Origin of the sequence: Clostridium sp. CM027 (genome assembly GCF_024730565.1) — a bacterium.
Classification (GTDB): domain Bacteria; phylum Bacillota; class Clostridia; order Clostridiales; family Clostridiaceae; genus Clostridium_AD; species Clostridium_AD estertheticum_B.
Genome location: NZ_CP077725.1, coordinates 1387954 through 1413928, shown reverse-complemented (window position 1 = coordinate 1413928; position 25975 = coordinate 1387954). Strand labels below are relative to the sequence as shown.

At 33.0% G+C, this 25975-nt stretch carries 23 protein-coding genes, 2 tRNA genes and 1 riboswitch; of the genes, 22 read left to right on the top strand and 3 right to left on the bottom strand.

Going from position 1 to position 25975, the window contains the following annotated elements; genetic code table 11:
- Positions 1-4: 4 nt before the first annotated feature.
- The 13 genes from selA (at position 5) to KTC92_RS06725 (ending at position 14857) form a co-directional block, all read left to right on the top strand.
- Positions 5-1396 (top strand): L-seryl-tRNA(Sec) selenium transferase, encoded by a 1392-nt coding sequence (gene selA / locus KTC92_RS06785; RefSeq protein WP_220286619.1) that lies wholly within the window; start codon positions 5-7, stop codon positions 1394-1396.
- A 25-nt stretch (positions 1397-1421) separates the two neighbouring features.
- Positions 1422-3329, top strand: coding sequence for a selenocysteine-specific translation elongation factor (gene selB / locus KTC92_RS06780; protein WP_220286620.1), 1908 nt, complete (start codon positions 1422-1424; stop codon positions 3327-3329).
- A gap of 82 nt (positions 3330-3411) precedes the next feature.
- Positions 3412-3508 (top strand) — tRNA-Sec (locus KTC92_RS06775).
- Between the two features lie 842 nt (positions 3509-4350).
- Positions 4351-5052, top strand: a complete 702-nt coding sequence (gene sdaAB, locus KTC92_RS06770; protein ID WP_216303798.1) for an L-serine ammonia-lyase, iron-sulfur-dependent subunit beta — start codon at positions 4351-4353, stop codon at positions 5050-5052.
- Entirely contained in the window at positions 5033-5911 is an 879-nt protein-coding gene (gene sdaAA, locus KTC92_RS06765) for an L-serine ammonia-lyase, iron-sulfur-dependent, subunit alpha (protein WP_216303799.1), read from the top strand. The genes sdaAB and sdaAA overlap by 20 nt, the downstream gene beginning before the upstream one ends.
- A 27-nt stretch (positions 5912-5938) precedes the next feature.
- Positions 5939-6982 (top strand): PTS sugar transporter subunit IIC, encoded by a 1044-nt coding sequence (locus tag KTC92_RS06760; RefSeq protein ID WP_216303800.1) that lies wholly within the window; start codon positions 5939-5941, stop codon positions 6980-6982.
- 383 nt (positions 6983-7365) lie between these two features.
- A tRNA-OTHER gene (locus KTC92_RS06755) sits at positions 7366-7442 on the top strand.
- Between the two features lie 195 nt (positions 7443-7637).
- Positions 7638-7928 (top strand): hypothetical protein, encoded by a 291-nt coding sequence (locus KTC92_RS06750; RefSeq protein ID WP_220286621.1) that lies wholly within the window; start codon positions 7638-7640, stop codon positions 7926-7928.
- Positions 7929-8594: 666 nt separating this feature from the next.
- A complete protein-coding gene (locus KTC92_RS06745) occupies positions 8595-10667 on the top strand; it encodes a penicillin-binding transpeptidase domain-containing protein (RefSeq protein WP_220286622.1) in 2073 nt (690 codons plus the stop codon).
- 89 nt (positions 10668-10756) lie between these two features.
- Complete coding sequence (locus KTC92_RS06740; protein WP_216303803.1) at positions 10757-11134, top strand: BlaI/MecI/CopY family transcriptional regulator; 378 nt, start codon at positions 10757-10759, stop codon at positions 11132-11134.
- Positions 11135-11141: 7 nt separating this feature from the next.
- Positions 11142-12920, top strand: a complete 1779-nt coding sequence (locus KTC92_RS06735; RefSeq protein ID WP_258280723.1) for a BlaR1 family beta-lactam sensor/signal transducer — start codon at positions 11142-11144, stop codon at positions 12918-12920.
- Between the two features lie 36 nt (positions 12921-12956).
- Positions 12957-13889 carry a class A beta-lactamase gene (bla, locus tag KTC92_RS06730; RefSeq protein ID WP_258280722.1) on the top strand — a complete coding sequence of 311 codons (933 nt, stop codon included), beginning with the start codon at positions 12957-12959 and terminating at the stop codon, positions 13887-13889.
- 461 nt (positions 13890-14350) lie between these two features.
- Entirely contained in the window at positions 14351-14857 is a 507-nt protein-coding gene (locus KTC92_RS06725; protein WP_220286625.1) for a GNAT family N-acetyltransferase, read from the top strand.
- 170 nt (positions 14858-15027) lie between these two features.
- Here the strand turns inward: KTC92_RS06725 and KTC92_RS06720 are convergent, their stop codons facing one another.
- Genes KTC92_RS06720 through KTC92_RS06710 form a run of 3 tightly spaced genes read right to left on the bottom strand, consistent with a single transcriptional unit; the run spans position 15028 to position 16620 of the window.
- On the bottom strand, positions 15028-15150 hold the full coding sequence (locus KTC92_RS06720; RefSeq protein ID WP_258280721.1) for a hypothetical protein: 123 nt from the start codon (positions 15148-15150) through the stop codon (positions 15028-15030).
- A 32-nt stretch (positions 15151-15182) separates the two neighbouring features.
- Positions 15183-16319, bottom strand: a complete 1137-nt coding sequence (locus KTC92_RS06715; protein WP_258280720.1) for an FAD-dependent oxidoreductase — start codon at positions 16317-16319, stop codon at positions 15183-15185.
- 40 nt (positions 16320-16359) lie between these two features.
- Positions 16360-16620, bottom strand: coding sequence for a hypothetical protein (locus KTC92_RS06710; RefSeq protein WP_216303807.1), 261 nt, complete (start codon positions 16618-16620; stop codon positions 16360-16362).
- A 553-nt stretch (positions 16621-17173) separates the two neighbouring features.
- Here KTC92_RS06710 and KTC92_RS06705 point away from each other — a divergent pair.
- From KTC92_RS06705 to grdC, 9 genes are all read left to right on the top strand, one after another.
- Entirely contained in the window at positions 17174-17953 is a 780-nt protein-coding gene (locus KTC92_RS06705; RefSeq protein ID WP_220286626.1) for an acyl-CoA dehydratase activase, read from the top strand.
- Between the two features lie 17 nt (positions 17954-17970).
- Positions 17971-19116 (top strand): double-cubane-cluster-containing anaerobic reductase, encoded by a 1146-nt coding sequence (locus KTC92_RS06700; RefSeq protein ID WP_220286627.1) that lies wholly within the window; start codon positions 17971-17973, stop codon positions 19114-19116.
- Between the two features lie 239 nt (positions 19117-19355).
- Positions 19356-19424, top strand: a riboswitch (glycine riboswitch).
- 82 nt (positions 19425-19506) lie between these two features.
- Complete coding sequence (locus KTC92_RS06695; RefSeq protein WP_187351433.1) at positions 19507-19884, top strand: GrdX family protein; 378 nt, start codon at positions 19507-19509, stop codon at positions 19882-19884.
- A 31-nt stretch (positions 19885-19915) separates the two neighbouring features.
- Complete coding sequence (trxB, locus tag KTC92_RS06690; RefSeq protein ID WP_216303810.1) at positions 19916-20836, top strand: thioredoxin-disulfide reductase; 921 nt, start codon at positions 19916-19918, stop codon at positions 20834-20836.
- An 18-nt stretch (positions 20837-20854) separates the two neighbouring features.
- Entirely contained in the window at positions 20855-21187 is a 333-nt protein-coding gene (locus KTC92_RS06685; protein WP_216303811.1) for a co-chaperone YbbN, read from the top strand.
- A gap of 32 nt (positions 21188-21219) precedes the next feature.
- A complete protein-coding gene (locus KTC92_RS06680) occupies positions 21220-22506 on the top strand; it encodes a glycine/sarcosine/betaine reductase component B subunit (RefSeq protein ID WP_220286628.1) in 1287 nt (428 codons plus the stop codon).
- 25 nt (positions 22507-22531) lie between these two features.
- Positions 22532-22996 (top strand): glycine/sarcosine/betaine reductase complex selenoprotein A, encoded by a 465-nt coding sequence (gene grdA, locus KTC92_RS06675; protein ID WP_165413475.1) that lies wholly within the window; start codon positions 22532-22534, stop codon positions 22994-22996.
- Between the two features lie 50 nt (positions 22997-23046).
- Entirely contained in the window at positions 23047-24351 is a 1305-nt protein-coding gene (gene grdB, locus KTC92_RS06670) for a glycine reductase complex selenoprotein B (RefSeq protein WP_220286629.1), read from the top strand.
- A gap of 76 nt (positions 24352-24427) precedes the next feature.
- Positions 24428-25963 (top strand): glycine/sarcosine/betaine reductase complex component C subunit beta, encoded by a 1536-nt coding sequence (grdC, locus tag KTC92_RS06665; RefSeq protein ID WP_220286630.1) that lies wholly within the window; start codon positions 24428-24430, stop codon positions 25961-25963.
- Positions 25964-25975: the final 12 nt, after the last annotated feature.

Here is a 25975-nt window from a genome sequence, read left to right as displayed (position 1 = left end):
AAAAATGGAAAAAAATTTACTGCTACGAAAATTACCAAAAATTGATGGTCTTTTAAATGAAGCTTTTGTAATTGATGTTTTGTTAAACACATCGAGAGTCAAGGTTGTTGATGCACTTAGGGAAACAATTGATCTATTTAGGAAAAACATTTTATCTGGAGATTTAGAAAACTTTGAAACAAAAGATATCCTTGAGCAATTTAAAAGAAATATAGAGGAAAAAAAATCTGTAAGTTTAAAAAAGATAATCAATTGCACTGGAGTAATTATTCATACAAATTTGGGAAGGTCGAGGCTTTCGAAAAATGCAGTAGAAGGTGTATTAAATATAGCTAACAATTATAGCAATCTTGAATATAACTTAGCTGATGGGAAAAGGGGATCTAGATACAGTCATGTTGAAGATATCCTTACGAAAATTACAGGGGCCGAAGCTGCATTGGTTGTTAATAATAATGCCGCAGCAGTACTTTTGGCTTTAAATACACTGTGCAGCGGGAAGGAAGCGATTGTATCAAGAGGACAGCTTGTAGAAATTGGTGGATCTTTTAGAATACCAGATGTAATGAGATTTAGCGGCGCAAAGCTAATGGAGGTTGGAACAACTAACAGAACCCACCCTCATGATTATGAGAGTAACATAAATGAAAATACGGGGGCATTATTAAAAGTACATACTTCAAACTTTAAAATTCTTGGGTATACACTTGAGGTTCCTAATGAGGAATTAGTTGAAATAGGACTTAAGAATGACATTCCAGTAATTGAAGATATTGGTAGTGGAACTCTAGTTGATTTTTCAAAGTACGGTTTTACTCATGAACCAACAGTTCAAGAAAGTGTAAAAAAAGGGGTAGATGTTATTACATTTAGCGGAGATAAAATGCTCGGAGGACCTCAAGCCGGGATTATAGTAGGTAAAAAGAAATACATAGATATGATGAAAAAAAACCAACTTACTAGAGCACTTAGGATTGATAAAATGACTCTTGCGGCGCTTGAAGGCACACTTAAATATTACTTTGATGAAAGTGAAGCTGTGGAAAACATTCCTACACTTTATATGATATTAAGCTCTAAGGAGCTTCATAAAAAAAGAGCATTGAGGCTTAAAAGAAAACTGAATTCAAATTCAGAAAATTTTACATTTAAAGTTTGCGAAGATTTTTCTATGGTAGGTGGGGGTTCAATGCCCGAGGCGCGGATAGCGACCTTTGTAATTAAAGTAAAAGGTAGTAATTTACCCTCAGAGGAAATTGAAAAGAGGCTTAGGCTAAATAAAGTCCCAATTATAGTACGCGTAAGTAATGATGAGGTCATACTCGATTTAAGGACTATTGCTGATAATGATTTTGAAGTAATATCAGAAGCTTTTAAAAAAATGGATCTAAATTGAAATTTTATTTGGGGTGGTGATAACTATGAAACATATTATAATTGGTACAGCGGGGCATATAGATCATGGTAAAACATCACTTGTAAAAGCACTTACAGGTAGAGAAACTGATACCTTAAAGGAAGAAAAAGACAGAGGAATATCAATAAATTTAGGATTTGCCTGTTTTGATCTACCCTCCGGAAGAAGAGCAGGAATAATAGATGTTCCTGGTCATGAGAAATTTATTAAAAATATGCTGGCGGGTGTAAGTTCTATTGATATAGTTTTAATGGTAATTGCTGCTGATGAGGGTATTATGCCTCAGACAAAAGAGCATTTTGAAATACTTCAACTACTTGATGTAAAAAAAGGAATTATTGTGCTTACTAAAATTGACATGGTGGAAGAAGAATGGCTTTCAATGGTAAAAGATGACGTTAAGGAGCAATTTAAAGACAGTTTCCTAGAGAATGCACAAGTCCATTGCGTATCATCTAAAACTAGGCAAGGAATATCGGAACTTGCATGTGAGATAGATACGATGACGCAGGAGGTACGTTCAAAAGATATAACAGGGCATTTTAGGCTTCCTGTTGATAGGGTGTTTTCGGTGAGTGGTTTTGGAACTGTTGTAACTGGTACTGTTATTAGCGGTAAAATTGAAGAAGGGCAAACAGTTATGATGTACCCCTCAAAATTAATGTCCAAAATAAGAGGAATTCAAGTGCATGACAATCCAGTTAAAATTGCAGAGGCAGGTCAAAGGTGTGCAATAAATCTTGCAAATGTTAAAACAAAAGATATCGAAAGAGGAGATGTTATTTCAATAGAAAGCGTAATGGAGCCATCTCTTATGGTAGATTGTAAGAGTTACTATTTATTGAGCAATTCAAAACCTCTTGTAAATAGACAAAGGGTAAGATTGTACCATGGAACAAGTGAAATTATTTGCAGAGTAGTAATACTTGACCTTGAGGAAATAAATCCTGGAGAGGAAGCGTATGTACAGCTTAGGCTTGAAAAGCCTCTTACAGCTCAAAGAAATGATAGATTTGTAATTAGAAATTATTCACCAATGTATACGATTGGTGGAGGCTCGATAATAGAGCCCTCAGCGCCAAAGGCTAAGAGGTTTCATGATGACTACATAGAAGATCTTAAAATAAAAGAAAGTGGGCACTCTGAGAGTATTATTGAAAAAACTGTAGAAAAATTAAGCTCAGAATTTCCAAGGATTTCTGATATATTGAAATCACTAGGTAAAAATGAAGGAGATGTTCAGGAAAAGCTTAATATTTTAGTTTTAAATCAAAAGCTACTAAAGCTTAAAGGTGGAGATTCTCCAGTTTATATTCATATAAACTATTTAAATAAAAAGGTAAATACTCTTTTAAAGCTTACTTCGGATTATCATAAAATTAATCCGCTCAAGCTTGGAATCTCAAAGGAAGAAATTAAAATAAAAGTATTTGGAAAAAATATAAAACAGAAGACCTATGATGATTTGCTATTTGGGCTTGAGCAAAAAAAAGTAATTAATCTTAAAAGCAAGTTTATAGGTGAATATGGCTATGAAATAGTACTTACCAAAGAGCAACAATCAGAAAGAAACACAATAATAAAAGTCTTTGAAGATGCACATTATATCCCACCCAAATATGAGGAGTTGCTCGAGACTTCAAAGGATAAAAAGATTTTTACTATGGTATTTGAACTACTACTTGATGAAGAAATACTCTTTAAAATAAACACAGAATGCTACTTATTAAATGACTATTATAAAGAAGTAAAAGATAAGGTTAAAAAATATATTGATGAAAATGAAAGTATTACTATTGCACAGTTTAAAGACATGATGAATACTAATAGAAAATATGGACTTATTTTACTAGAACATTTAGATGGAATAAAATTCACTAAACGTGTGGGAGATAGTAGGGTACTTTTATAGCAGGTGAAATAAAATTTAATTTTACAAAAGATATCATAGTGTGAGTATCTGTGATAAAATGGTACTAGAGTTAAATTTTTATGGGAGTAGATAGGTGCTGGTGTGCCTGCCAGTCTTCAAAACTGTGTTGACCTGCTAAGACCAGGTTGGGTGTGTTCGATTCACACATATTCCCGCCAATTAAATAGGCAGACCGCGGCTTAGATACATATTTTTATGTTATCTGAGCCGCGTTTTATTTTGGCTTTGAGAACAAAAGTTTTAGATTGATTTTCGAAAATCTGATTAAGCTTTTTTACAGCTTCCTTTTTCATGTTTGGTAGAACGTGAGAGTACGTGAGAGTACGTATAAAATAACCACATGTAAGTAGAATTATAAGTGGCTCTCTGGTAGAAATAAAAAACACAAGTCACCTTAGAATATTAGATAAATTTAAAGGCATAAATATAGAATTATTAGCAGTATGGTTTGATATAGATAGTTCAATAAAAGGGGTAACGAATAGATGTTTAGCTACGAAATTAATATAGAAAAAAGTGAGATAAATAGGTTAAAAAAATAGAATAGCAACGGAAAGAACATAGCAAAAGAGCATACAATTCGTATGCTCTTTTGCTATGTGTGTTTAAATAACATTTATATAATTGGTACAGAAAGTAAAATATGTTCTAAATTCCACAAAGGTATAAGTTATTTTAATGTTTTTTAATAAACAAATATAGACAAGTATAGACAGTTATATGCAAATAATTTTTATAAGGGAGCTTCAAAAAAAATAACAAGTCATATTCCGCCATATTTTGCACTACGCTCATCACCACAACATTTACATAGCCTAGCTATGTAAATATGAATGTTCTTTGCCTGGCACAAAACATTCACATAATCTTTGACTTGTTATTTTCTTTCAGCTCCCTTATTAATTAATAATCAAGTTTTCTTGACTTTTAAATTGAAATCGTTTAACATTAAAAATGTAAAAAAAATTGTATTATATTGACGAAAGGAGGAACACCTAACATGAAAAATTTTGGTGTTTTTGATATTATAGGTCCTATAATGGTCGGTCCATCATCTTCTCATACAGCGGGTGCTGCTAGACTTGGTAAAATAGCAAAAACTATTGTTGGAGCTGATATAAAAGAGGTTACATTCTTACTTCATGGGTCCTTTGGTAAAACTTACAAAGGTCATGGAACTGATAGAGCGCTAGTCGCTGGCATACTTGGAATGGAACCAAGTGATGATGATCTTAGAAATTCTATTTCAATTGCTGAAAGTAAAGGCTTAAAAATAAAATTTATTGAGTATGATCTTGGACAAGTACATCCAAATACAGTTAAATTGTTAATAACAGATGTTAATAATGATTATTTTGAAATAATGGGTTCGTCTATTGGTGGCGGTAATGTAGAAATAAATGAAATAAACGGAAATAGTGTTCTTATAACCGGTTTATATCCTACTATTATCACTTGTCATGATGATATCCCAGGAACAGTAGCAAAAGTGTCAGACCTTATTTATGAGGATAAAATTAATATTGCTTTTTTAAAACTTGTTAGAGGCGAAAAAGGAAAATCTGCAACTATGACTTTTGAAGTAGATAGTACTATTAGCGATTCTTTAGTAAAAAATATAAAAAAAATTACTGGAATAAACAAAGTAATAGTTATTAATCCAGAAACAAGGAGGAAGCATAATGATAGCGAAGTCAGCTAGTGAACTTATCGAAATATGTAAAACAGAAAATATAAAATTAAGTGAATATGCAATAAATCTTGAAAGTGAACAAAAGGATACTTCACGAGAAGAATTATTTCTGCATATGAAAGAAATCCTTGATGTAATGAGACAAGGTGCTACTTCTGGAAGAGAAAAAGAAGTTTATTCATTAAGTGGTCTTATAGGTGGAGATGCTTATAAACTGCAAAAATATTTAGAATCTGGTAAATCACTTTTAGGAGACACTGCTGTAAAAGCTATGGCTATGGCGTTATCTTCTTCAGAAGTTAATGGTTCTATGGGTAAAATAGTAGCGTGTCCAACAGCTGGATCCTGTGGGATACTTCCAGCCGTAATATTAACTGCTGGTGAAAAGCTTGGAAAAAGTACTGATGAAATGATTGAAGGATTATTTGCAGCTTCTGCAGTTGGTATGATTATTGGAATGAATGCAACCTTTGCAGGTGCAGAAGGTGGTTGTCAGTCAGAGTGTGGTTCTGCAGCTGCCATGGCCTCAGCTGCAGTTGTGGAAATGATGGGAGGAACACCAGAGATGAGCTTAAATGCTGGTGCCATCGTATTTAAAAATGTATTAGGACTTGTTTGTGATCCAGTTGCAGGGCTAGTTGAAATTCCTTGTGCAAAAAGGAATGTAGCTGGTGCAATTAGTGCACTTTCTACCGCTGATTTAGTTATGGCTGGTGTTTCTTCAAAAATACCATTTGATGATACATTATCTGCAATGTATAAAATCGGCATAGAATTACCAGCTTCCTTAAGAGAAACAGCTCTTGGTGGCCTTGCTGTTACTAAAACTGGTCTAGCACTTAAAGATAAGGTGTTTTCAAAAAAATAAATTTGGAATTATAAGGAGAAAAAAACAATGAACATTTTAATAGGAACTGGTCTTTTATTATTAGTATTAGCTTTATTTACACTTTTTAGTTGCAAAGCACCTGAAGGAATGAAAGCGATGGGTGCACTAGCAAGTGCTGCCTGTGCAAGCTTTCTAGTTGAAGCTTTTCAGTCTGCATTTTTTGGTGATGTATTAAAATTAAATTTTTTGAAAGAAGTTGGTTTATCTAATGGTAGTTTAGGAGGAGTAGCCGCTGCAATACTTGTACCTCTAGCTCTTGGAGTTTCACCAATATATGCAGTATTGATTGGGCTATCTTGTTCTGGTATTGGTATCTTACCCGGATTTATAGCTGGATACCTTATGTCATTTGTAGTTAAATATCTAGAAAAGAAATTACCAGGAGGCTTAGACTTAATAGTTATAATTGTTTTTGCAGCTCCATTAACTAGATTTATAGGAAACTGTATGACTCCTGTAGTAGATGGCACACTATTAAATATTGGTAGAATTTTAACTTCTGCGTCAAGTTCTAGTCCAATAATAATGGGTATAGTACTTGGAGGAACAATAACCGTTGTTGCCACTGCACCTCTTAGTTCAATGGCTTTAACCGCAATGCTTGGGCTTACCGGTGCACCTATGGCTATAGGCGCATTAGCAGTATTTGGTTCATCATTTATGAATTTCGTATTATTTACAAGAATGAAATTTGGAAGTAAAAAAGATACAATTGCAGTAGCTATAGAACCTCTAACACAAGCTGATATAACCACAGCAAATCCCATACCAATTTATGTAACTAATTTTATAGGTGGTTCTTTATGTGGAGTAATAATTGCATTAATGGGACTTGTAAATAATTCTCCAGGAACAGCAACCCCTATAGCAGGGTTCGCAGTAATGTTTGCATATAATCCAGCTTCTAAAGTGCTAATAGCAGCCTTAGGTTGTATTATAGTTAGTATTTTCAGTGGTTACGTAGGGTCTATTATGTTTAAAAATTATAAAATACATACTGCTGCAGAAATCCGTGGAGAGATTATCCCCGATTTAAAAGAAGTATCATAAATATATGTTTTTTTAAAACAATATAAGAAAAGGCTGAGTTTACTTTTATGTAAAACTCAGCCTTTTTTTAGGTATTTTAAAATTATCAAGGCGGTAACTTTCAGTTACCGCCTAAGGGGTCTGGACAGCAAACTAAAAAAAGGGAGCAAAGCGACAGTTTGGCGAAAGCCAGTGAGGATAACTATTTATATATATTTTGGCAGTTTTTCTTCGTAAAATATAATTTGATTGCATTGCTAAGGTATCTCTCTTGACTGCATTTTGACAACGCTGCATATATTTCCATACTATTTCATACTGGTATCAAAACAATGTAAAAAGACGTTAAAGCACTCAAAACACTAACTTTTGAGTGCTTTATATTATAATAAAATTTGTTATAGATAAGCATTTAAACAGTCTTCAAAACTGTGTTGACCTGCTAAGACCAGGTTGGGTGTGTTCGATTCACACATATTTAGAGATATGTTCGCATTTTATTGAAGAGTGGAGGCAACAGAATAATCCGTCATCAAGCTGGTACAATTATGTAAAGACAATCATTAATCGTTTAAATGATATCTTAGATGAAAAACCCTATGTTCGTATGCATTCTTCGAAAGGGTTGATATATCCTGCTGTTTTACGTTCCTATCTGAATGATTATCTGTCCTTTATGCGAAAGCATGGAAACAAAGAATCAACTATAAATGTACGACGAGTATACTGTACGCAGTTCCTTTGTTCTCTTGAATCACAAGGGCTTAGATCTATAGGGGAATTGCAGCCCATTCATATTTATGATGCATTCATTTCGACTTTATCCAAAGAAGGCTTAGCTGCTATATTTAACTTTAAAAAGAAATTAGGCATACATAAAGAAGATAAATTACATGTAAGGCTAAATCTCAAGTATGCTACTCAAAAAGTAACTAGATTAGCAAAATATGGAAAATCTCTTCCGTAAATTTCAAAACATTAGGCATAACTGTTTCTACTATCAGTAAATATAGAAAAAAGCAGTGAGAGAAGGATTGTTAGAAAAAGCAGAAAAACGGAATAAAGAACAAATGTTTATTTGAAATGTACTTATATTATTTTTTTGCTCAAAACAAGTTAGTTAAAGTAGAAGTATAGTATTGATAATGTTAACTAAAAAGGTAATAAAAAATATATATTAGCTAATTTAAGATCTTTGAGAAAAATATTAAAATAACACGAGTATATTTAATATTCCCCCTGAAGTTATCGTTATTTTAGTAATATATGTCTTAACTTATAAAATCCGCGTTTCGCGGTTACTATCCCTAAGGTAAATAATTCAAAGTAAATGTTTTGAGTCTGTATAACGTTTTATTTGCTGCCACTACCCCAATATGGGGAGCGGAGTTTCGCCACCGCCAATGAAACCCACGAATACATATTAACGTATTGGAGAGATCTAGTGCGGTTTTTGTTGTAATTGAAAGAGGATGTCGGAAGTATGTTGTGTCTCTATGTCCAGGTATAAAAAAACAGTTGACATTTATGGATTACAGTAGTAATCTTTCTATAGATTACTACTGTAATCTATAGAAAGAAAGTAAAAGTTATATTGAATTAAGTACAATATTAAAGGAGAGGTATTTATTAAATGAAAAACAAATTTTTGAATGGTAGGTTTTATAGATGTAAAAAATTAGTCTTAGTTATTTTAGTGATAGTTACGCTAGTATCAGGTATATATTTCCTATGGTGGAATAAAACTAAAACCATTTCAGCGAATAAATATTTTGATAGTTATGTGAATTCATGGAAGAAAAAAGATTTTGCATTAATGTACAATATGATTGATGCGGAAAGTAGAAAAAAGATTAGTGAAGCAGATTTTGTTCAGCGTTATAAAAATATTTATAGTGGAATCGAATTAAAAGAAATTGATGTTAAAATTAAGGATTCAGAAAAAAAGAAATATGATTCAAGCATAGAGAGTGTTAAGTTTGAGGTTATAATGGATACGATAGCAGGTAAATTAACTTTTGATAATACTGGTGAATTAATTAAAGATAGCAAGAATAAAACATGGAAAATTCTATGGAGCAGCAAGATGATTTTCCCTGAACTTGAGAATGAAGATAAGATACGTGTAGCTACCTTGTATGCTAAAAGAGGTGAAATAAAGGATAAAAATGATAAATCCTTGGCACTGGATGGTACAGTAGCTGAAATAGATATTATACCAGAAAAGCTTGGTAATGATGCAGCTAAATCAAAGGGAAATGTTTCAAAAATACTACAAGTCTCCCTAGAAGATATTAATAAAAAGCTGTCAGCTACATATGTAAAACCAGACATGCTTATTCCTATAAAAACAATATCTGAGGATGAAACAGAAAAAATAAGTGTGCTATTAGAAATACCAGGAGTAATGGTAAATGAGAAGAAAGCAAGAGTATATCCGTTAAAGGAAAAAGCTGCACATCTAATAGGATATATTCAAGCAATAAGTGCGGAGGAAATTGAAAAAAATAAGGGGGAAGGCTATAGAAAGGATGATATAATTGGGAAAACTGGTTTGGAGAAAATATATGAAAAAACACTTAGAGGAAAAAATGGATATGAAATATATGTAGTAGATAAAAATAATAAAAAGAAAAAGTCTTTAATTAGTAAAGCAGTACAAAATGGTGAAGATTTAAAGTTAACCATAGATGCTGATATGCAGAGTCTTCTTTATGATGAATTAAGTAAAGATGCAGGAACTTCAGTAGCAATGAATCCTAAAACTGGTGAAGTACTCGCTCTTGTTAGTACCCCTTCATATGATCCTAATAATTTTGTCATGGGAATGTCGCAAGATTTATGGAAAAGTTTAAATGAAGATGAGAAAAAGCCTTTGTATAACAGATTTCAAAGCAATTTATGTCCTGGATCAGTTTTTAAGCCAGTAATTGCTGCCATAGGGGTTAAAACAAAGAAGATTGATGCAGAAATTTCTAAGAATATTTCAGGACTTAGATGGCAGAAGGATAAAAGCTTTGGGAATTATTTTGTTACAAGAGTTGTAGATTATGGACAACCATCAGATCTAAGAAATGCTTTTATTCATTCGGACAACATATATTTTGCACAGGCAGCATTAGATATCGGCAAGGATACGCTTCAAGCAGAGTTAAAGGAATTTGGCTTAGGTGAAAAAATTCCTTTTGAATATGGATTGTCTAAATCTCAATTTGATGCAGATGGAGATATAAAAGGTGAAGTTCAGCTAGCAGATAGTGGATATGGACAAGGTGAAGTATTGATAAATCCTCTTCATTTAGCAGCTATTTATAGTTCCTTTGTTAATAAGGGCAGTATGATAAAACCATATATTAAATATAATGGAACTGCAAAGTCAGAAATGTGGAAGTCTAATGTTTTTTCAGAAGAGGTGGCAAGCACAATTTTAAAGGATTTAACTCAGGTTGTTGAAAATCCTAGAGGTACTGGACATCAAGCATATATTAAAGGACTAAGCTTAGCAGGAAAGACTGGAACTGCAGAAATAAAGCTTTCTCAAGATGATGTTAATGGTACAGAATTAGGCTGGTTTGCGGCAGTTAATACGGATAGTCCTGATCTTCTTGTAATAGCTATGGCTGAGGATGTAAAAGAAAGAGGTGGAAGCCATTATGTAGTGCCAATGGTAAGAAAAGTATTTGAAAAATTTCATCCTGTTAAATAATAGAGGATGTATTTTAGAAGGAACTCTAATAAGTTTCTAATAAATATATATAGTTGTATTAATATAAATTATGAGGGGAGTTAAGAAGAATGAAAGAAATACCAAGAATTGCTGAAACTGAGTGGAAGGTTATGAAGATTATATGGTCTGATGCTCCAGTGACAGCAAATAATGTAATAGAAAAATTAAGTGGTGATGTTAGTTGGAAACCTAAGACTGTAAAAACGTTGATTAACAGGTTACTAAATAAAAATATTATTTCCTATGAAAAGGAAGGACGAATATACAAATATTACCCTATTTTTACTGAAGAACAATGTGTAAAAATTGAACGTAACTCCTTTCTTGATAGGATATATAATGGGGGCTTTAAAGAAATGCTTTTAAATTTTATAGAGGATGAAAATTTATCAACAGAAGATATAGAAGACCTTAAACAAATTCTTGATTGCAAGAAAGATAGGTAAATTTATTATGTTAATATCTAAGTTTTTTTCTCATTTAATTTATTCTTCCATTACTAGTAGCATAGTGATATTTGGCATATTGTTAATTAAAATTTTATTTAATAAGAAATTGGGGGCAAAATGGAATTATTATATTTGGTTTATACTAATTTTAAAATTACTAATTCCTTATTTTCCTCAAATCCCAGTAAGTATAGATAGAATTATAAGCTTTTTTTCAAACATTGCACACAAAAGCATGAATATTACCAATGTAACAGTTTCAAATAATTCACATAAAGAATTATCTATGTTAATGGATTCAACGAAGGACTATGCTATTTCTATAAATAGAGATTATTCAATATTTTATATTCTGTGGTTAATAGTTTTTCTTATAGGCTTTGCCTTAATTGTTATAACCAATATTAAGCTTAGGGCAGGAATAAAAGATAGACCACAAATTTATGATGAAAATATTAAGGTTTTATTGGGAGGCTGTAAAAAAGATCTAAATATAAATCGTAGCATAAACATTGTAAGAATAGATGGTGATAGATGTCCAGCACTTTTTGGATTTATAAACCCCTATATTCTTATTCCTGATGGAATAGAAGAGAAAATTACACAGGATGAGATGAGATATATATTGCTACATGAACTAGCTCATTACAAGAGAAAGGACATGGCTGTAAGTTTGTTAATAAGTCTACTACAATTAATTTATTGGTTTAATCCTATTATATATTATGGTTTTTATCTTATGAAAAAAGATATGGAAATAGCTTGTGATGGACATGTTCTTTCAAAAATAAATGAGGAAGAGATAAAAGGCTATGGCCTTACTATTATTAAACTTCTAGAGCTAATTGCTTATAATAGAAATAATATTTTAACGCTTGGTATTATAAAAAACAAAAAGAATGCAAGAAATAGAATAAAGATGATAGCTGGATTTAAGAAAGATTCAAAAGGCATAGTTTTGACTAAAACAGTTGTTTTTATTATTTTAACATGTATGTTTTTAGGTAGTACACAAGGAAATGCTATAGTAAAGGATAAAAAAATATTAGAAAAAAATAGTGATCATAAAGATTTAAGCAGATTTTATAAAGGCTTTGAAGGAAGCTTTGTATTGTTTGATGTTAATAAAGGAGACTATATAGTTTATAACAAAGAGAAAAGTGAAAAAAGAGTATCACCTTGCTCAACCTATAAAATAGTAGAAGCTTTGATAGGGTTAGAAACAGGTGTTATTAAAGATGAGAAAGAACTTTTCAAATGGGATGGGAGTAAATATCCTTATAGGGAGTGGAATCAAGATAATACATTATTTTCTGCAATGAAATATTCTGTAAATTGGTATTTTGAAGAAGTAGATAGAAAAATAGGCAAAAATAAATTGAAGTACTATATAGATAAGATGGATTATGGTAACAAGGATATTTATTCTCTACAAGCTGATTACTGGCTTCAAGCTTCTTTAAAAATTTCACCTATAGAACAGGTGGAAATGCTAAAAAAAATGTATAATTATGAATTGCCTTTTTCCAAGAAAAATATAGACATAGTAAAAAATTCAATAAAAATAATGGAAGATGGGGAAAGAGTAATATATGGCAAGACCGGTTCAGGTGTTGAAAATAATAAAGAAGTTAATGGTTGGTTTGTAGGATATATAGAAGAAAATAATGATATGTATTTTTTCGCGACAAATATTGAAGGAAGAAATGGTGCTACGGGCGTAAAGGCCAAGGAAATAACATTACAGATATTAAGAGATTTAGGTAATGTTATGAAAAAATAACTTAACAGATTGATTAAATAACAAAGGAGAATTTATATGAAAAAATTAGTAAATTCAAAATTCAAGGTAAATAAGTTTAAAATTGCTATATTTATGCCGCTTATGATCTTTTCTCTTACTAGCTGTGGAAAGGTAGCAACTCAGCCACCTGTAAACACGAAGTCTGACACACAATATAATTCGTCATTTTCACAACTTGAAAGTGATTATGCTGTTAAACTTGGTGTATATGCTTTTGATACAGAGACGAATAAAGAAGTCGTATATCGTGCTGATGATAGGTTTGCTTACTGTTCTACATTCAAAGCTTTAGCCGCTGGTGCTGTTTTAAAACAAGATTCATTAGAGCAGCTTAAACAAGTAGTTAAATATAACAAAGAAGATGTTCTTTCTTATGCTCCAATTACAAAAGATAACATTGATAAAGGCATGACCATTGAAGAAATTTGCAATGCAGCATTACGGTTTAGTGATAATACAGCTGTAAACCTTTTATTTGATCATATAGGTGGACCTAATGGTTTTAAATCAGCACTTAATCAATTAGGGGATAACGTTACGCAACCTACACGTATAGAACCAGATCTAAACGAAGCCATACCTGAAGATATTAGGGACACTAGCACACCACGACAATTGGCAACTGATTTGCAAGCATACACAACTGGAGATATATTAATAGACGATAAGAAAAAAATTCTTATTGATTGGATGACAGGAAATGCAATAGGTAATACACTAATTCGTGCAGGAGCACCAGATGGCTGGGTAGTTGCTGACAAAAGTGGAGCTGGTTCTTACGGAACAAGAAATGATATTGCCATAGTAATGCCACCAAACAAAAAACCTATAATTATTGCAATATTGTCAACTCACGATAAAAAAGAGGCTAAATACGATGATAAACTGATTGCTCAAGCTTCTAAAATTATATTTGATTCTTTTAGCACAACTGAAAATAACAATTAAAGTAAGTTTGCCTATGTATTAAATTAGCGGAAAATCTCTAGCAAGTAAAACAGGAACTGCTGAACTGGAAAAGAAAAGTGCAGATGATAAAAATGGAAAATAAAATTTAATGTATTTAACTCAATATTATTAAAAGGAAAGATTAAAATGGCAAATAAATAAGTTGAACTTTCAACTAAATTATATGAATTTATAATGGATGAAGAAATTAAATAGTTAAAAATATCATTTAAAGGTTTTAGTGAACAAGAAAAGCAAATGGCAACTGAATTAGTAAAAAGAATGAGTGAAATATAGAAAAATATTGGCTCGATATAAAAAATAAATCAGTGTTAGCAAAGCAAAATAATTCAAGGTAATATTTGGGTGTAATAGATTAACAAAGTAGAAATATGGTAACTAATACAGAAGTTTATATATAGGCAAAACAGGGGCTATTTGTAGCTGTAAGGAGGATTGAAATGGAATTTAGAAAAGCAGTTGAAACAGATGCTAATGATATAATGAGTATTATTATGCAGGCACAAGCATACTTAAAAAAACATGGGATTAACCAATGGCAGAATAACTATCCCAATGTTGAAATAATAAGTAATGATATTGATAATAAAAATGGTTATGTACTGTTAAAAGACGATAATATTGTTGCTACGGCAGCAGTTTCTTTTGATGGAGAAAAAACATATGACTCTATTTATGAGGGGCAATGGATTAGTGATAATGAATATGCAGTTATTCATAGAATCGCTATTGACAACAATTATAAAGGATTAGCATTAGCATCACAGATTATCAAAAATATAGAGCAGATTTGTTTGAATAAAGGTGTGTACAGTATAAAAATGGATACACATGAAGAAAACTTATCTATGCAAAAGCTGCTTAAGAAAAACAAATTTCAGTATTGTGGAATAATTTATTTAGAAGATGGAAATAAAAGAATAGCTTTTGAGAAAACACTATACTAAAAAATAGTCACAAAATCATGAGTAATCTTAATTAATGGATCTTCATTAGAATTACTTATGGATATATTTAATCATTCGTCAAAATCACAGACTTTAAGATACATTGAGATTACTGAAAACAAAAGAGGGAAGTTTATTTGAAATCTAACATCGGATAGAAAAATGTACCCCTATTTCTTTATATAATCTGTAAGATCAAATTCTCCATCTTTTTGAGACCAATTGTATATCGTCCCCCTTGAGATTAGAAGCAATTCATCACGAATTTGATTTGCTCGATAATCAGTTCTCAAAACACTCTCATCCTGTGATTTTTGTATGAGTATCAACAAATTGCTTGAATTGCTACTTTAAATGCGTCCCAAATAGATTTCATAATGTTCTTAACTTCCCTAGAATCCCCAATGTTATATGTTTCCTTTTTACTTTTGTCAAGTATGCTTTGTAGTGGATTATGAGGCTCGTACCCTGTTGCAGCTATTATTGTGTCTGCGTTTAATATACTTTCTCCATCTTTATTAGAAACTTTAACACCATTCGAATCTATTTTTTCAATCTTTGTGCTAGTCATTACTTTAATATTGTTGAATGGAAGTAAATCCTTCATCATATCCCAGTTCATAAATGGCATATTGTGAGGACCACCGCAAATAACCGGAAGCATTTCTATTATGCTAACATTTTTGCTCATTTTTGACAACCAAAGACCGGTTTCACAACCAACAAGACCTGCACCTATTATTACAATATCTTTACCAGCCAAGGATGGATCCATTCCTGAAATAGTGACTGGAACATCCACAACCTGCTTAACTTGTCTACCGAATTCTCTGTACATTCCCTTATCGTTAAAATACATTGGTGGGTGATTCCAATACCAAGAATCATAAGTCCCAGCATCAACATTTAGCATATCATAGCCCGCTTCTACTAATATTTTAGCTGCTTCCAATCCTTCTTCTGTGTCCTTACCAACTTCATCAAATTTTTCTCCTGGTAATGCGCCTTGACGAAGTCCCTTCATCATACTCTTAACACTGAAACGTAGTGAAACTGGGAAATCTTCACCACATTGTGCCTTGATTCCCTTAACTATATCAGTTGCGATTTTCAAACGGCCTCTTAAGTCTCCGCCATATTCATCAACTCTTTTGTTAAAGAAACCGATTGCGAATTGATCTAAAAGATATCCTTCGTGTACAGCATGGACCTCAACTCCATCAAAACCTGACTGTTTTGCCACTGCTGCTGATTTTATGAAGTTTTCTATTAAAACTTTTATATCTTCAGTAGTCATTGCTTCATGAGTTAATCTTGGGTCAAAGCGGTTTTCTGCCTTTGAAGGAGCAATTGGCTTTTTATATAGTCCAGGCATTGCAGAACGTCCCAAACCACCTGTCAATTGTAAAAATATTTTTGCATTATAAGAATGAATTCTTTCATTCATTGGAGCTGTTGACATATTAAAGCATAGTGGATTATAAGTAGGGCAAGGTTGAATTTTATTTATCCCAGTTTTCTGGTACAGGCTTAGTGATGTATTCAGTTCCTGAGAATATAGGGCAAGCACCACCAAATTTACCAACCACACCATCAATCATCTTAATTGAATGAGGAACACCTGCTGGAATATAAACAGCACCTGGAGTTTTAATTTCGTAATAGTCATCACCTAAAGTTACTGCGATAGTAGCTGCATTTTCTTCTCCTAAGATTAAATACATTTCATCTCCATAATGAATATGTGGAGTTGCCTTTCCCATAATGCTTTAGCTTCTGGAACAATGCTAGAGCTCATAATCAATTCTAATTGTTTTAACAACATACCCCATAGAGAATATTTACATAACATATTCACCGAATGCGTTATGTAAATATATTCTATAACAATGATAAAAAAATGTAAACAATATGATTTAAAACCATAAATTACAATTAAATTTACGCTGCAAATTTAATTGTAATTTATGGACTATCATTGCTTACAGAAGTGAACAACAAGTTAATAAAGTAATCGATGAAAACGAATCTGATATAAAAGAAAAAAATACATACAAAATGAAACTTGCAACATTAGAAGGTTATAAAAAGTTAAATAACAGTAACACACTCTGATTCAGAAATCTATACCTGAAAAACAGTTATAATTCCAATATAATGCATAATGTTCATTGTGAATAAACTGTAAATATAGTAAAATAATATTATGTTTTATATATTATGGAGGGAATGAAAATGAATTGCAAAAATGTGTGATTAGTTTAGAGGTTTATTATTTTTTTAATTATTTACAATAAGAAAGTGAAGGTGAAGGACATGCTATACATAGGAATTGACATTGGATCAACTGCTTCTAAGGTATGTATTCTTGAACATGATAAAATTAAAAATACTTTTATTTACCCAACAGGTTGGAGTAGTGTCAAAACAGCTGAGGAAATAAAACAAGCAATAGAAAAGCTAGGAATGACCTCTAGTAATAGTAAAATAGTTGCAACAGGGTATGGAAGGGTTTCTGTACCCTATGCAGATAAAACAATAACTGAAATAACTTGCCATGCAGTTGGAGCGTATTACTTATTACATGAAGATTGTACAGTTATTGATATAGGTGGACAAGATACAAAAGTTATAACTGTTGAAAGTGGTAAGGTTACAAATTTCTCTATGAATGATAAGTGTGCAGCTGGCACTGGTAAATTTTTAGAATTAATGGCTGGAACACTAGGATTCGATATTGATGAACTTTGCACTGAAGCCGCAAAGGGGAGTGGAACAACTATCAGTTCAATGTGTACCGTTTTTGCAGAATCTGAAGTCATTAGTCTTATTGGTAGTGGAAAAAAACGTAAAGATATTGCATTTGGTGTTATAGAATCTATTACAGGTAAAGTAAAATCTCTGTGTCAAAAACATTCTGATTCACATAATTATTTCTTAACAGGAGGACTTTGCGATAGCCCATTTATTGTGGATCAACTTTCAGAAAAATTAGGTTCACCTGTAGCTACTCAAAGAATGGCAAGATATGCAGGTGCTATTGGAGCGGCTATAATGGCAAGCAGAATTGAAGAAAATTCTAATGAAGCATTATAACGGAGGGGGATATATTAATGAATAACTTACCAGAAAAATTTGAGGATTTTAGTGAAGCAAGAAGAAATGCTTTTTTAAGCATCAAGAATTTAAAAGATGAAGGCAAGAAGGTTGTGGGGGTGTTTTGTACTTTCACACCAACAGAAATAATAATGGCCGCAGATGCTATTGCAGTTTCATTATGCAGTATGACTGAGGAACCTATAGCTGATGCCGAAAGGGATTTACCAAGAAATCTATGCCCATTAATTAAAGCATCTTATGGCTTTGCAATTACAGATAAATGTCCATTTTTCTATTTTTCCGATATGATTGTTGGAGAAACTACATGTGATGGAAAGAAGAAGATGTATGAATATTTAGCAGATATTAAGAAGACTCATATTATGCAGCTTCCTCAAAACTGTAATGATGAGGATTCTTATAAACTATGGAGCAATGAATTAGTAAAGCTAAAGAAGTGTCTAGAAAATTTTTATGGTGTTGAAATTACGGATGAAAAGATTAAAATAGCGATTAAGCTTAAAAATAGGGAAAGAGTAGCTCTAAGAAAGTTTTATGAGCTAGGCCAGCTAGAACCACCAGCAATTACAGGCTACGAAATGCATAAGGTTCTATCTGGAGCAGGATTTAAATTGGATAAAGAAGTATTGATAAAAGATCTTGAAAGCATAACAAGTGAGTCACTAGATAGGTATAATAGTGGGGAAAGAAAAGTTTCGAGTGATGCAAAGAGAATACTTATTACAGGATGTCCTCTAGGACAAGGAACTGAAAAAATAATTAAGGCAATAGAAGAGAATGGTGGAGTAGTGGTATGCTATGAAAACTGCGGTGGAGCTAAAACAACAGAGACATTGGTTGATGAAAACAAGGATCCTCTTTACGCTTTAACAGAAAAATATTTAAATATTGGATGCTCTTGTATGACTCCAAATGATAACAGAATAGATTTGTTAGAAAAGTTATGTAAAGAATATAAAGCTGACGGAGTAATAGATGTAATACTTCAAGCTTGTCATACGTATAATGTAGAAACTCTTAGATTAAAAAGAGTTTTGAACAAGAAAAATATTCCATATATGAGCATTGAAACAGATTATTCTCAAGCAGATATAGGACAAATTAATACAAGAATGTCAGCATTTATAGAGATGTTATAATATAAATGATTTAGATGGATATTATTTCAATTTATAGATAGTATTTGAATTAAAAGCTTTACATTGTTAAAAAAAAGACTATAATAAAGTTGTAATAACTTTTAAATATTGATAGATGATGTTTTCGGGAGATTAAGCTTAAGCTTAGTTATTTAATATAACATCCTTAAATGGATAGCCGAAGGGCCAAGTATTACATGCGCTGTAATATGAATATCTCAGGCAAAAGGACCGAAGATTGATATACCTCTGGAAAGCAATTGCACCGAAGGAGTAATTCTCTCAGGTAAAAAGACAGAGATAAAGGCTTAAATGAGCTTCTTATCTTTGTCTTTTTTTATGCGCAAGCGGAAATAAATTGAATTAATGTATTTGTAAGGGGGGGATTAATTGATAGAAGAAGTATTGATTGTAACTAATAACCCATTATGTCTAGACAAATTTGGTGAAAAATATAAAGTCGAATTTTTAAGTACTGGAATAATGAATGTACTAAAAGCTGTAAGAAATCATATTCATAAGGGACACCTTTTGCTCACACATCCGCTTTCTAGTAGCATAAAGCCAAATGAAACGCCCTACAAAACTGTAATAATAACAAAATCAAAAAAAGAAGTAATAGATTTACAGTCAGTTAATTTTATTGAAGAATCAATACACACAACTGAAAAATTCATTAAAGATAGGGGAACACCAGCATGGTCAGATGCGGTGCGAAATGATTTCATGTTAATAGATTACGATATTATAAGTCATGGTCTAAATTGAAAATAAATGCAATATACTGGGAGGGCTTAAAATGGAGCATATCTATGACACTATAATTATAGGAGGTGGCCCAGCTGGGCTATCGGCAGGGCTTTACGCATCAAGGTCAAAACTTGATTCTATAATAATTGAACGAGGAAAATTTGGAGGACAGGCCGCAATAACAGATGAACTTGCAAATTATCCTGGCTCAATTGAAGAGTGCACTGGTCCAAAATTGATTAAAAGAATGAGAACTCAAGCCGAGGAATTTGGTACAAAGTTTGCAAAAGATACTGTAGAAAATATTTTACTTGAAGGTGAAATAAAAACTGTTAAATGCAAAAAAGAAACATATAAGGCTAAAACTATTGTAATTGCAACAGGCGCTTATCCCAGATTAGCAGGTTTTAAAAATGAAAATGAGCTACGGGGCAAGGGAATCTCATATTGCGCTACCTGTGATGCTGATTTCTTTACGGAGCTCGATGTAGCCGTAAATGGCGGTGGAGATTCCGCCATAACTGAAGCAATTTATCTCACAAAGTTTGCAGATAGTGTAACAGTAATTCATAGAAGAGATGAATTAAGAGCTTGTAAATCAATTCAAGAAAAAGCTTTTGCTAATCCAAAAATCAAGTTTATATACGACTCAGTTATAGATGAGGCAGAAGGCGATGAAATACTTGAAGGCCTTAAGGTCAGAAATGTTAAAACAGGCGAAGTTCAAAAAGTGAAGGTTGATGGATGCTTTGTATTTGTCGGATACATTCCTATTTCAGAAATATTCAAAGGTAAGGTCAATATGGATGAAAGTGGTTATGTAATGACGAATGATGATATGGTAACCAACATTCCAGGCGTTTTCGCAGCTGGAGATATTAGGGTCAAGAATTTGAGACAGGTTATAACTGCAGCAGCTGATGGCGCAATAGCAGCAACTTCTGCAGAAGTATATATAGCAAATAAATAGAATTAGGGGGTATTTAAAATGATTAGTTTGACAAAGGAAAATTTTGATGAGGAAGTAGTATCTTATTCTGAAAAAGCAGTATTTGTTGATTTCTGGGGTGACAAATGTGAAGTATGTAAGGAACTTATGCCTGGAGTACACGAACTAGAAAACAAATATAGCGATAAAATCAAATTTGCAAGTCTTAATATCGGTGGTTCTAGAAGACTCGCTATATCTCAAAGAGTACTTGGACTCCCAACGATGATAATTTATAAAAATAACGAAAAAATAAGCACTATTACCCCTGAAAACATCGAAACAATTGATGATGTAGAGAATTTTATTAAAAGCGTTTATGAAACATTGTAATAAATGGCTAAACTATTTCGGAGGTGGAAACTTTGCGTTTAGAACTTGGTGAAATTAAAATTAATGATGTTCAATTTGGCACTTGCACAAAGGTTGAAAAGGGAGTTATTTTTGTAAATAAAGAAGAACTGCTTGCACATATAGGCGGAGATGAAAGAATTGAAAGTATTAGCATTGAAATTGCAAGACCCGGAGATGAGACAAGAATAATTCCAGTTAAAGACGTTATTGAGCCAAGGGTAAAGGTATCAGGTAGCGGTGGGATATTTCCAGGATTTATAAGCAAGGTTGATACAGTTGGAAATGGAAGAACAAATGTTTTGAAAGGCGCAGCTGTTGTAACTACTGGAAATATTGTTGGGTTCCAGGAAGGAATCATTGACATGAGTGGAATTGGTGCTAAATATACACCATTTTCAAAATTAAACAACGTTGTAATAACATGTGAAACAAAGAAAAGCGTACTTCCACATGATCACGAAGAAGCTGTTAGAATGGTTGGATTTAAGGCTGCAACATATCTTGGTGAATGTGCAAGAGAACTTGAGGCTGATGAAATTAAGACTTTCGAAACACTTCCTCTTTTAGAACAGGTAAAACAGTATCCCGATCTTCCTAAAGTAATATATGTATATATGCTTCAAAGTCAGGGGCTTCTTCATGACACTTATGTATATGGAGTTGATGCAAAGAAAATAATACCTACATTCATATACCCAACGGAAATATTTGATGGTGCTATTGTTTCAGGAAACTGTGTTTCAGCTTGTGATAAGAACCCATCGTATGTTCATATGAATCATCCTGTAATTGAGGATTTGTATGAGAGACATGGTATTGACTACAATTTCCTTGGATGCGTATTAACTAACGAAACTGTATACCTTGCAGATAAAGAAAGATCTTCAAGCTACACTGCAAAATTAGTTGAATATTTAGGTGCAGATGCAGTAATAATTTCTGAGGAGGGTTTTGGTAATCCAGACGCAGATTTAGTTATGAATTGTAACAAGATTTCAGCACTAGGAATTAAAACAGTACTAATAACCGATGAATATGCTGGTCAAGATGGAGCTTCACAATCACTTGCAGATTCAACTCCTAAGGGCGATGCAGTAGTAACTGCTGGAAATGCAAATGAAGTTATTGTACTTCCCACAATGAAGAAAATTATCGGTCATCCAGAAAATGCAAATGTTATTGCTGGAGGACATTTTGGAAGTTTGAGAGAGGACGGCTCAATTGAAGCTGAAATCCAGGTAATTACTGGAGCAACAAGCGAAGTTGGTTATAATACTTTAAGTACAAGAGGGTACTAATTTTTTTATAGAAAGGATGATATAAATGTTAAAAGGTAAAAAAGTAATTGCTATAGGTGATAGAGATGGAATACCAGGTCAAGCAATCGAAGAAAGCGTAAAAACTGCAGGAGCAGAAGTAATATTTGCTTCAACAGAATGCTTTGTCTGAACTGCCGCTGGTGCTATGGATCTGGAGATCCAAAAAAGAGTTAAAGAATTAGCAGACAAGAATGGTGCAGAAAACATTGTAGTTATACTTGGTGGAGCAGAAGCAGAAGCTTCAGGACTTTCAGCTGAAACAGTAGCTGCAGGAGACCCTACATTTGCAGGCCCACTTGCAGGAATTGAACTTGGTCTTGCTGTTTATCACATGATCGAGCCAGAAATAAAAGATGAATGTGATGCGACGGTTTATGATGAGCAGTGTGGAATGATGGAAATGGTTCTAGACGTTGACGATATAATTAAGGAAGTAAAGACAATAAGAGATGAGTTTTCAAAATATTAATTTTAAGTTAAAAAAGTAAATTCAAAATATGAGAAAAGGGGGAAACCCAATTGATTAAGGTAGTTCATTATATAAATCAGTTTTATGCTGGTATAGGCGGAGAAGAAAAGGCAAATTATAAACCAGAAGTAAGAGAAGGTTTCGTTGGTCCTGGAATGGGACTAAACAAAATTTTTAAAGGTGAAGCTGAAATAGTTGCTACTGTTATTTGCGGAGATTCATATTTTAATGAAAACCTAGAGGAAGCAAAAGCTGAAGTAATTGAAATGATAAAAAGTTACAACCCTGATTTAGTAATTGCAGGCCCAGCTTTCAATGCAGGAAGATACGGAATGGCATGTGGTGCTGTTGCAAAAGAAGTTAAAGAAAAATTAAATGTTCCTGTGCTTACAGCAATGTATATTGAAAATCCTGGTGCTGATATATATAAAAAGGACGCATATATTATTGAGACTAGAAATAGTGCGGTTGGCATGAGGCAAGCTCTTCCCGCTATGGTAAAGCTTGGTTTAAAACTTGTTCACGGTGAAGAAATAGGATCACCTGCAGAGGAAGGTTATATTGAAAGAGGAATAAGAAAGAATTATTTTGATACAGTTAGAGGTTCAAAAAGAGCAGTTAATATGCTCGTTAAGAAGCTTAAAGGAGAGGAATTTGCAACTGAGTTTGTAATGCCTGTATTTGATAGGGTAGAGCCAAATGCAGCTATAAAAGACATAACCAAAGCTAAAATTGCATTAGTTACATCAGGTGGAATAGTTCCAAAAGGTAACCCTGACCATATTGAATCCTCAAGCGCTTCAAAGTTTGGTAAATATGACATTTTCGGTGTTGACGATTTAACAGAGGCGACATATGAAACTGCACATGGTGGATTTGATCCAACTTATGCCAATTCTGATTGTGATAGGGTTCTTCCAGTAGATGTATTAAGACAAATGGAAAAAGAAGAAAAAATAGGTTCGCTTCACAGATATTTTTATTCTACGGTTGGAAATGGTACATCCGTTGCCAATTCAAAGAAATTTGGAGCACAAATTGTAAAGGAATTGTTAGCTGATGGTGTGGATGCTGTTATATTAACGTCAACATGAGGAACTTGTACACGTTGCGGTGCAACACTCGTTAAAGAAATAGAGCGTGGAGGACTTCCAGTAGTCCACATGTGCACAGTAGTTCCAATTTCACTTACAGTTGGAGCAAATAGAATAGTACCGACAATAGCTATCCCACATCCACTAGGAAACCCTAGTTTAGAGAAGGAAGCTGAAATGAAGCTTAGATATAAACTGGTAGCTAAAGCACTTAAAGCATTAGAAACCCAAGTTGATGGGCAAAAGGTTTTTGAAGAATAAAACTATTATTAAAAAATGCAAAAGTGAAGGTGTTTATCTTCACTTTTGTTAATTTAAATAAAGGAGGAATGAAATAATGAGCTTTCCAGTAGTAAAAAAAGCATCTTATATTCTTATTAACACTCCAGATATGGTAATGCATTGCGGAACAACAGCTGCAGTTGAGAGAAAAAACAATCCGGATTCAGAATTCTTAAAAGAGGCAAAAAATCATTTAAGAACTTTTGAGGATGTAGTAGCATATCCTCCTAATCAAACTTATATAGGTAACATAATTCCAGAGCAGCTTTTAGAAATTAAAAGACCTTGGAACAATTCAAAAATTGAAGGTGCTCAAAAAACAGGAAAATTCGGAGAAATAATGCCTCAGGATGAATTTTACGGATTGCTTAAGGTTTCAGATGTATTCGATTTAGTAGTCTTAGAAAAAGGGTTTACGCAAAGTGTTAGAGAAAAATTTGCGAATCATGAATTGCTTAATGTAAAAGTTGAAGCACTTGGCGTTGGCGAGGATATAGTCAACATAAAAGAATTAGTCGATACTCAAGATGCAGAGGGGTTGTATCTTGGTGATGATCTAATTGGGTGTGTAAAAAAAGCCCATGATGTAGATATAAATCTTTCAGCACATGTTATGCTTGAAAACCTTGCTGTTAAGGCTTCAGGTGTTCTTGCATTAATGCAGTTAGTTAAGATTACCGGAATTGATGTAAGCGAAGTTGATTACTTAATTGAATGCTCTGAAGAAGCAGTAGGAGATATGAATCAAAGAGGGGGGGGCAATCTTGCCAAAGCATGTGGTGAAATTGCTGGTATTAAAGGAGCAACTGGTATTGACATGAGAGGTTTTTGCGCTGCACCTGTTCATGCAATAATAAATGCTTCTGCTCTAGTAAAATCAGGAATATTCAAAAATGTTATAGTTTTTGCAGGCGGATGTACTTCAAAGCTTGGAATGAATGGACGAGACCATGTAAAAAAAGGACTTCCAATTCTTGAGGATTGCCTTGGAGGATTCGCACTACTTATAACAGAAAATGATGGCATAAGCCCTGAAATAAGAACAGATATCATTGGAAAACATACAATTGGAGATGGCTCAGCACCTCAAGCTGTACTTGAAGCTTTAGTATTAAAACCGTTAACTAATGCTGGAATGAAAATAACTGATGTTGATAAATACGCTCCAGAGCTTCAAACTCCCGATATAACGGAGCCTGCTGGAGCCGGAGATGTACCAACTCAAAACTATAAAATGATCGGTGCTCTTGCTGTTAAAAACGGACAATTAGACAGAAAAGAACTTCCAAGCTTTGTGAAAAAGCATGGCTATCCCGGATTTGCTCCAACACAAGGACATATTCCATCAGCAGTACCAATAGTTGGACATGGAATTAGTGCAATATTGGAAGGAAGAATGAATAATTTTATGTTAATTGGCAAAGGAAGCTTGTTCCTTGGAAGAATGACTAATTTATTTGATGGAGTTTCAGTACTTGTGCAAAAGAATTCCGGAAAGCAAGATGATGGAGCTGAAGTTTCAAATGAAGAACTAAAGCTTATGATAGCCGGCAGCATGAAAAAATTTGCGGAAATGCTAATGAACGAATAATTGATGATTGTA

Excerpts from the sequence above, each read along its gene's own strand:
- KTC92_RS06750 (WP_220286621.1), top strand. The coding sequence starts at position 7,638 with ATGCGAAAGCATGGAAACAAAGAATCAACTATAAATGTACGACGAGTA.
- KTC92_RS06740 (WP_216303803.1), top strand. The coding sequence starts at position 10,757 with ATGAAAGAAATACCAAGAATTGCTGAAACTGAGTGGAAGGTTATGAAG.
- selA (WP_220286619.1), top strand. The coding sequence starts at position 5 with ATGGAAAAAAATTTACTGCTACGAAAATTACCAAAAATTGATGGTCTT.
- KTC92_RS06715 (WP_258280720.1), bottom strand. The coding sequence starts at position 16,319 with ATGTCAACAGCTCCAATGAATGAAAGAATTCATTCTTATAATGCAAAA.
- KTC92_RS06745 (WP_220286622.1), top strand. The coding sequence starts at position 8,595 with ATGAAAAACAAATTTTTGAATGGTAGGTTTTATAGATGTAAAAAATTA.
- KTC92_RS06685 (WP_216303811.1), top strand. The coding sequence starts at position 20,855 with ATGATTAGTTTGACAAAGGAAAATTTTGATGAGGAAGTAGTATCTTAT.
- sdaAA (WP_216303799.1), top strand. The coding sequence starts at position 5,033 with ATGATAGCGAAGTCAGCTAGTGAACTTATCGAAATATGTAAAACAGAA.
- KTC92_RS06700 (WP_220286627.1), top strand. The coding sequence starts at position 17,971 with ATGAATAACTTACCAGAAAAATTTGAGGATTTTAGTGAAGCAAGAAGA.
- sdaAB (WP_216303798.1), top strand. The coding sequence starts at position 4,351 with ATGAAAAATTTTGGTGTTTTTGATATTATAGGTCCTATAATGGTCGGT.
- selB (WP_220286620.1), top strand. The coding sequence starts at position 1,422 with ATGAAACATATTATAATTGGTACAGCGGGGCATATAGATCATGGTAAA.
- bla (WP_258280722.1), top strand. The coding sequence starts at position 12,957 with ATGAAAAAATTAGTAAATTCAAAATTCAAGGTAAATAAGTTTAAAATT.
- KTC92_RS06710 (WP_216303807.1), bottom strand. The coding sequence starts at position 16,620 with ATGGGAAAGGCAACTCCACATATTCATTATGGAGATGAAATGTATTTA.
- grdC (WP_220286630.1), top strand. The coding sequence starts at position 24,428 with ATGAGCTTTCCAGTAGTAAAAAAAGCATCTTATATTCTTATTAACACT.
- trxB (WP_216303810.1), top strand. The coding sequence starts at position 19,916 with ATGGAGCATATCTATGACACTATAATTATAGGAGGTGGCCCAGCTGGG.
- KTC92_RS06725 (WP_220286625.1), top strand. The coding sequence starts at position 14,351 with ATGGAATTTAGAAAAGCAGTTGAAACAGATGCTAATGATATAATGAGT.
- KTC92_RS06735 (WP_258280723.1), top strand. The coding sequence starts at position 11,142 with ATGTTAATATCTAAGTTTTTTTCTCATTTAATTTATTCTTCCATTACT.
- KTC92_RS06760 (WP_216303800.1), top strand. The coding sequence starts at position 5,939 with ATGAACATTTTAATAGGAACTGGTCTTTTATTATTAGTATTAGCTTTA.
- KTC92_RS06705 (WP_220286626.1), top strand. The coding sequence starts at position 17,174 with ATGCTATACATAGGAATTGACATTGGATCAACTGCTTCTAAGGTATGT.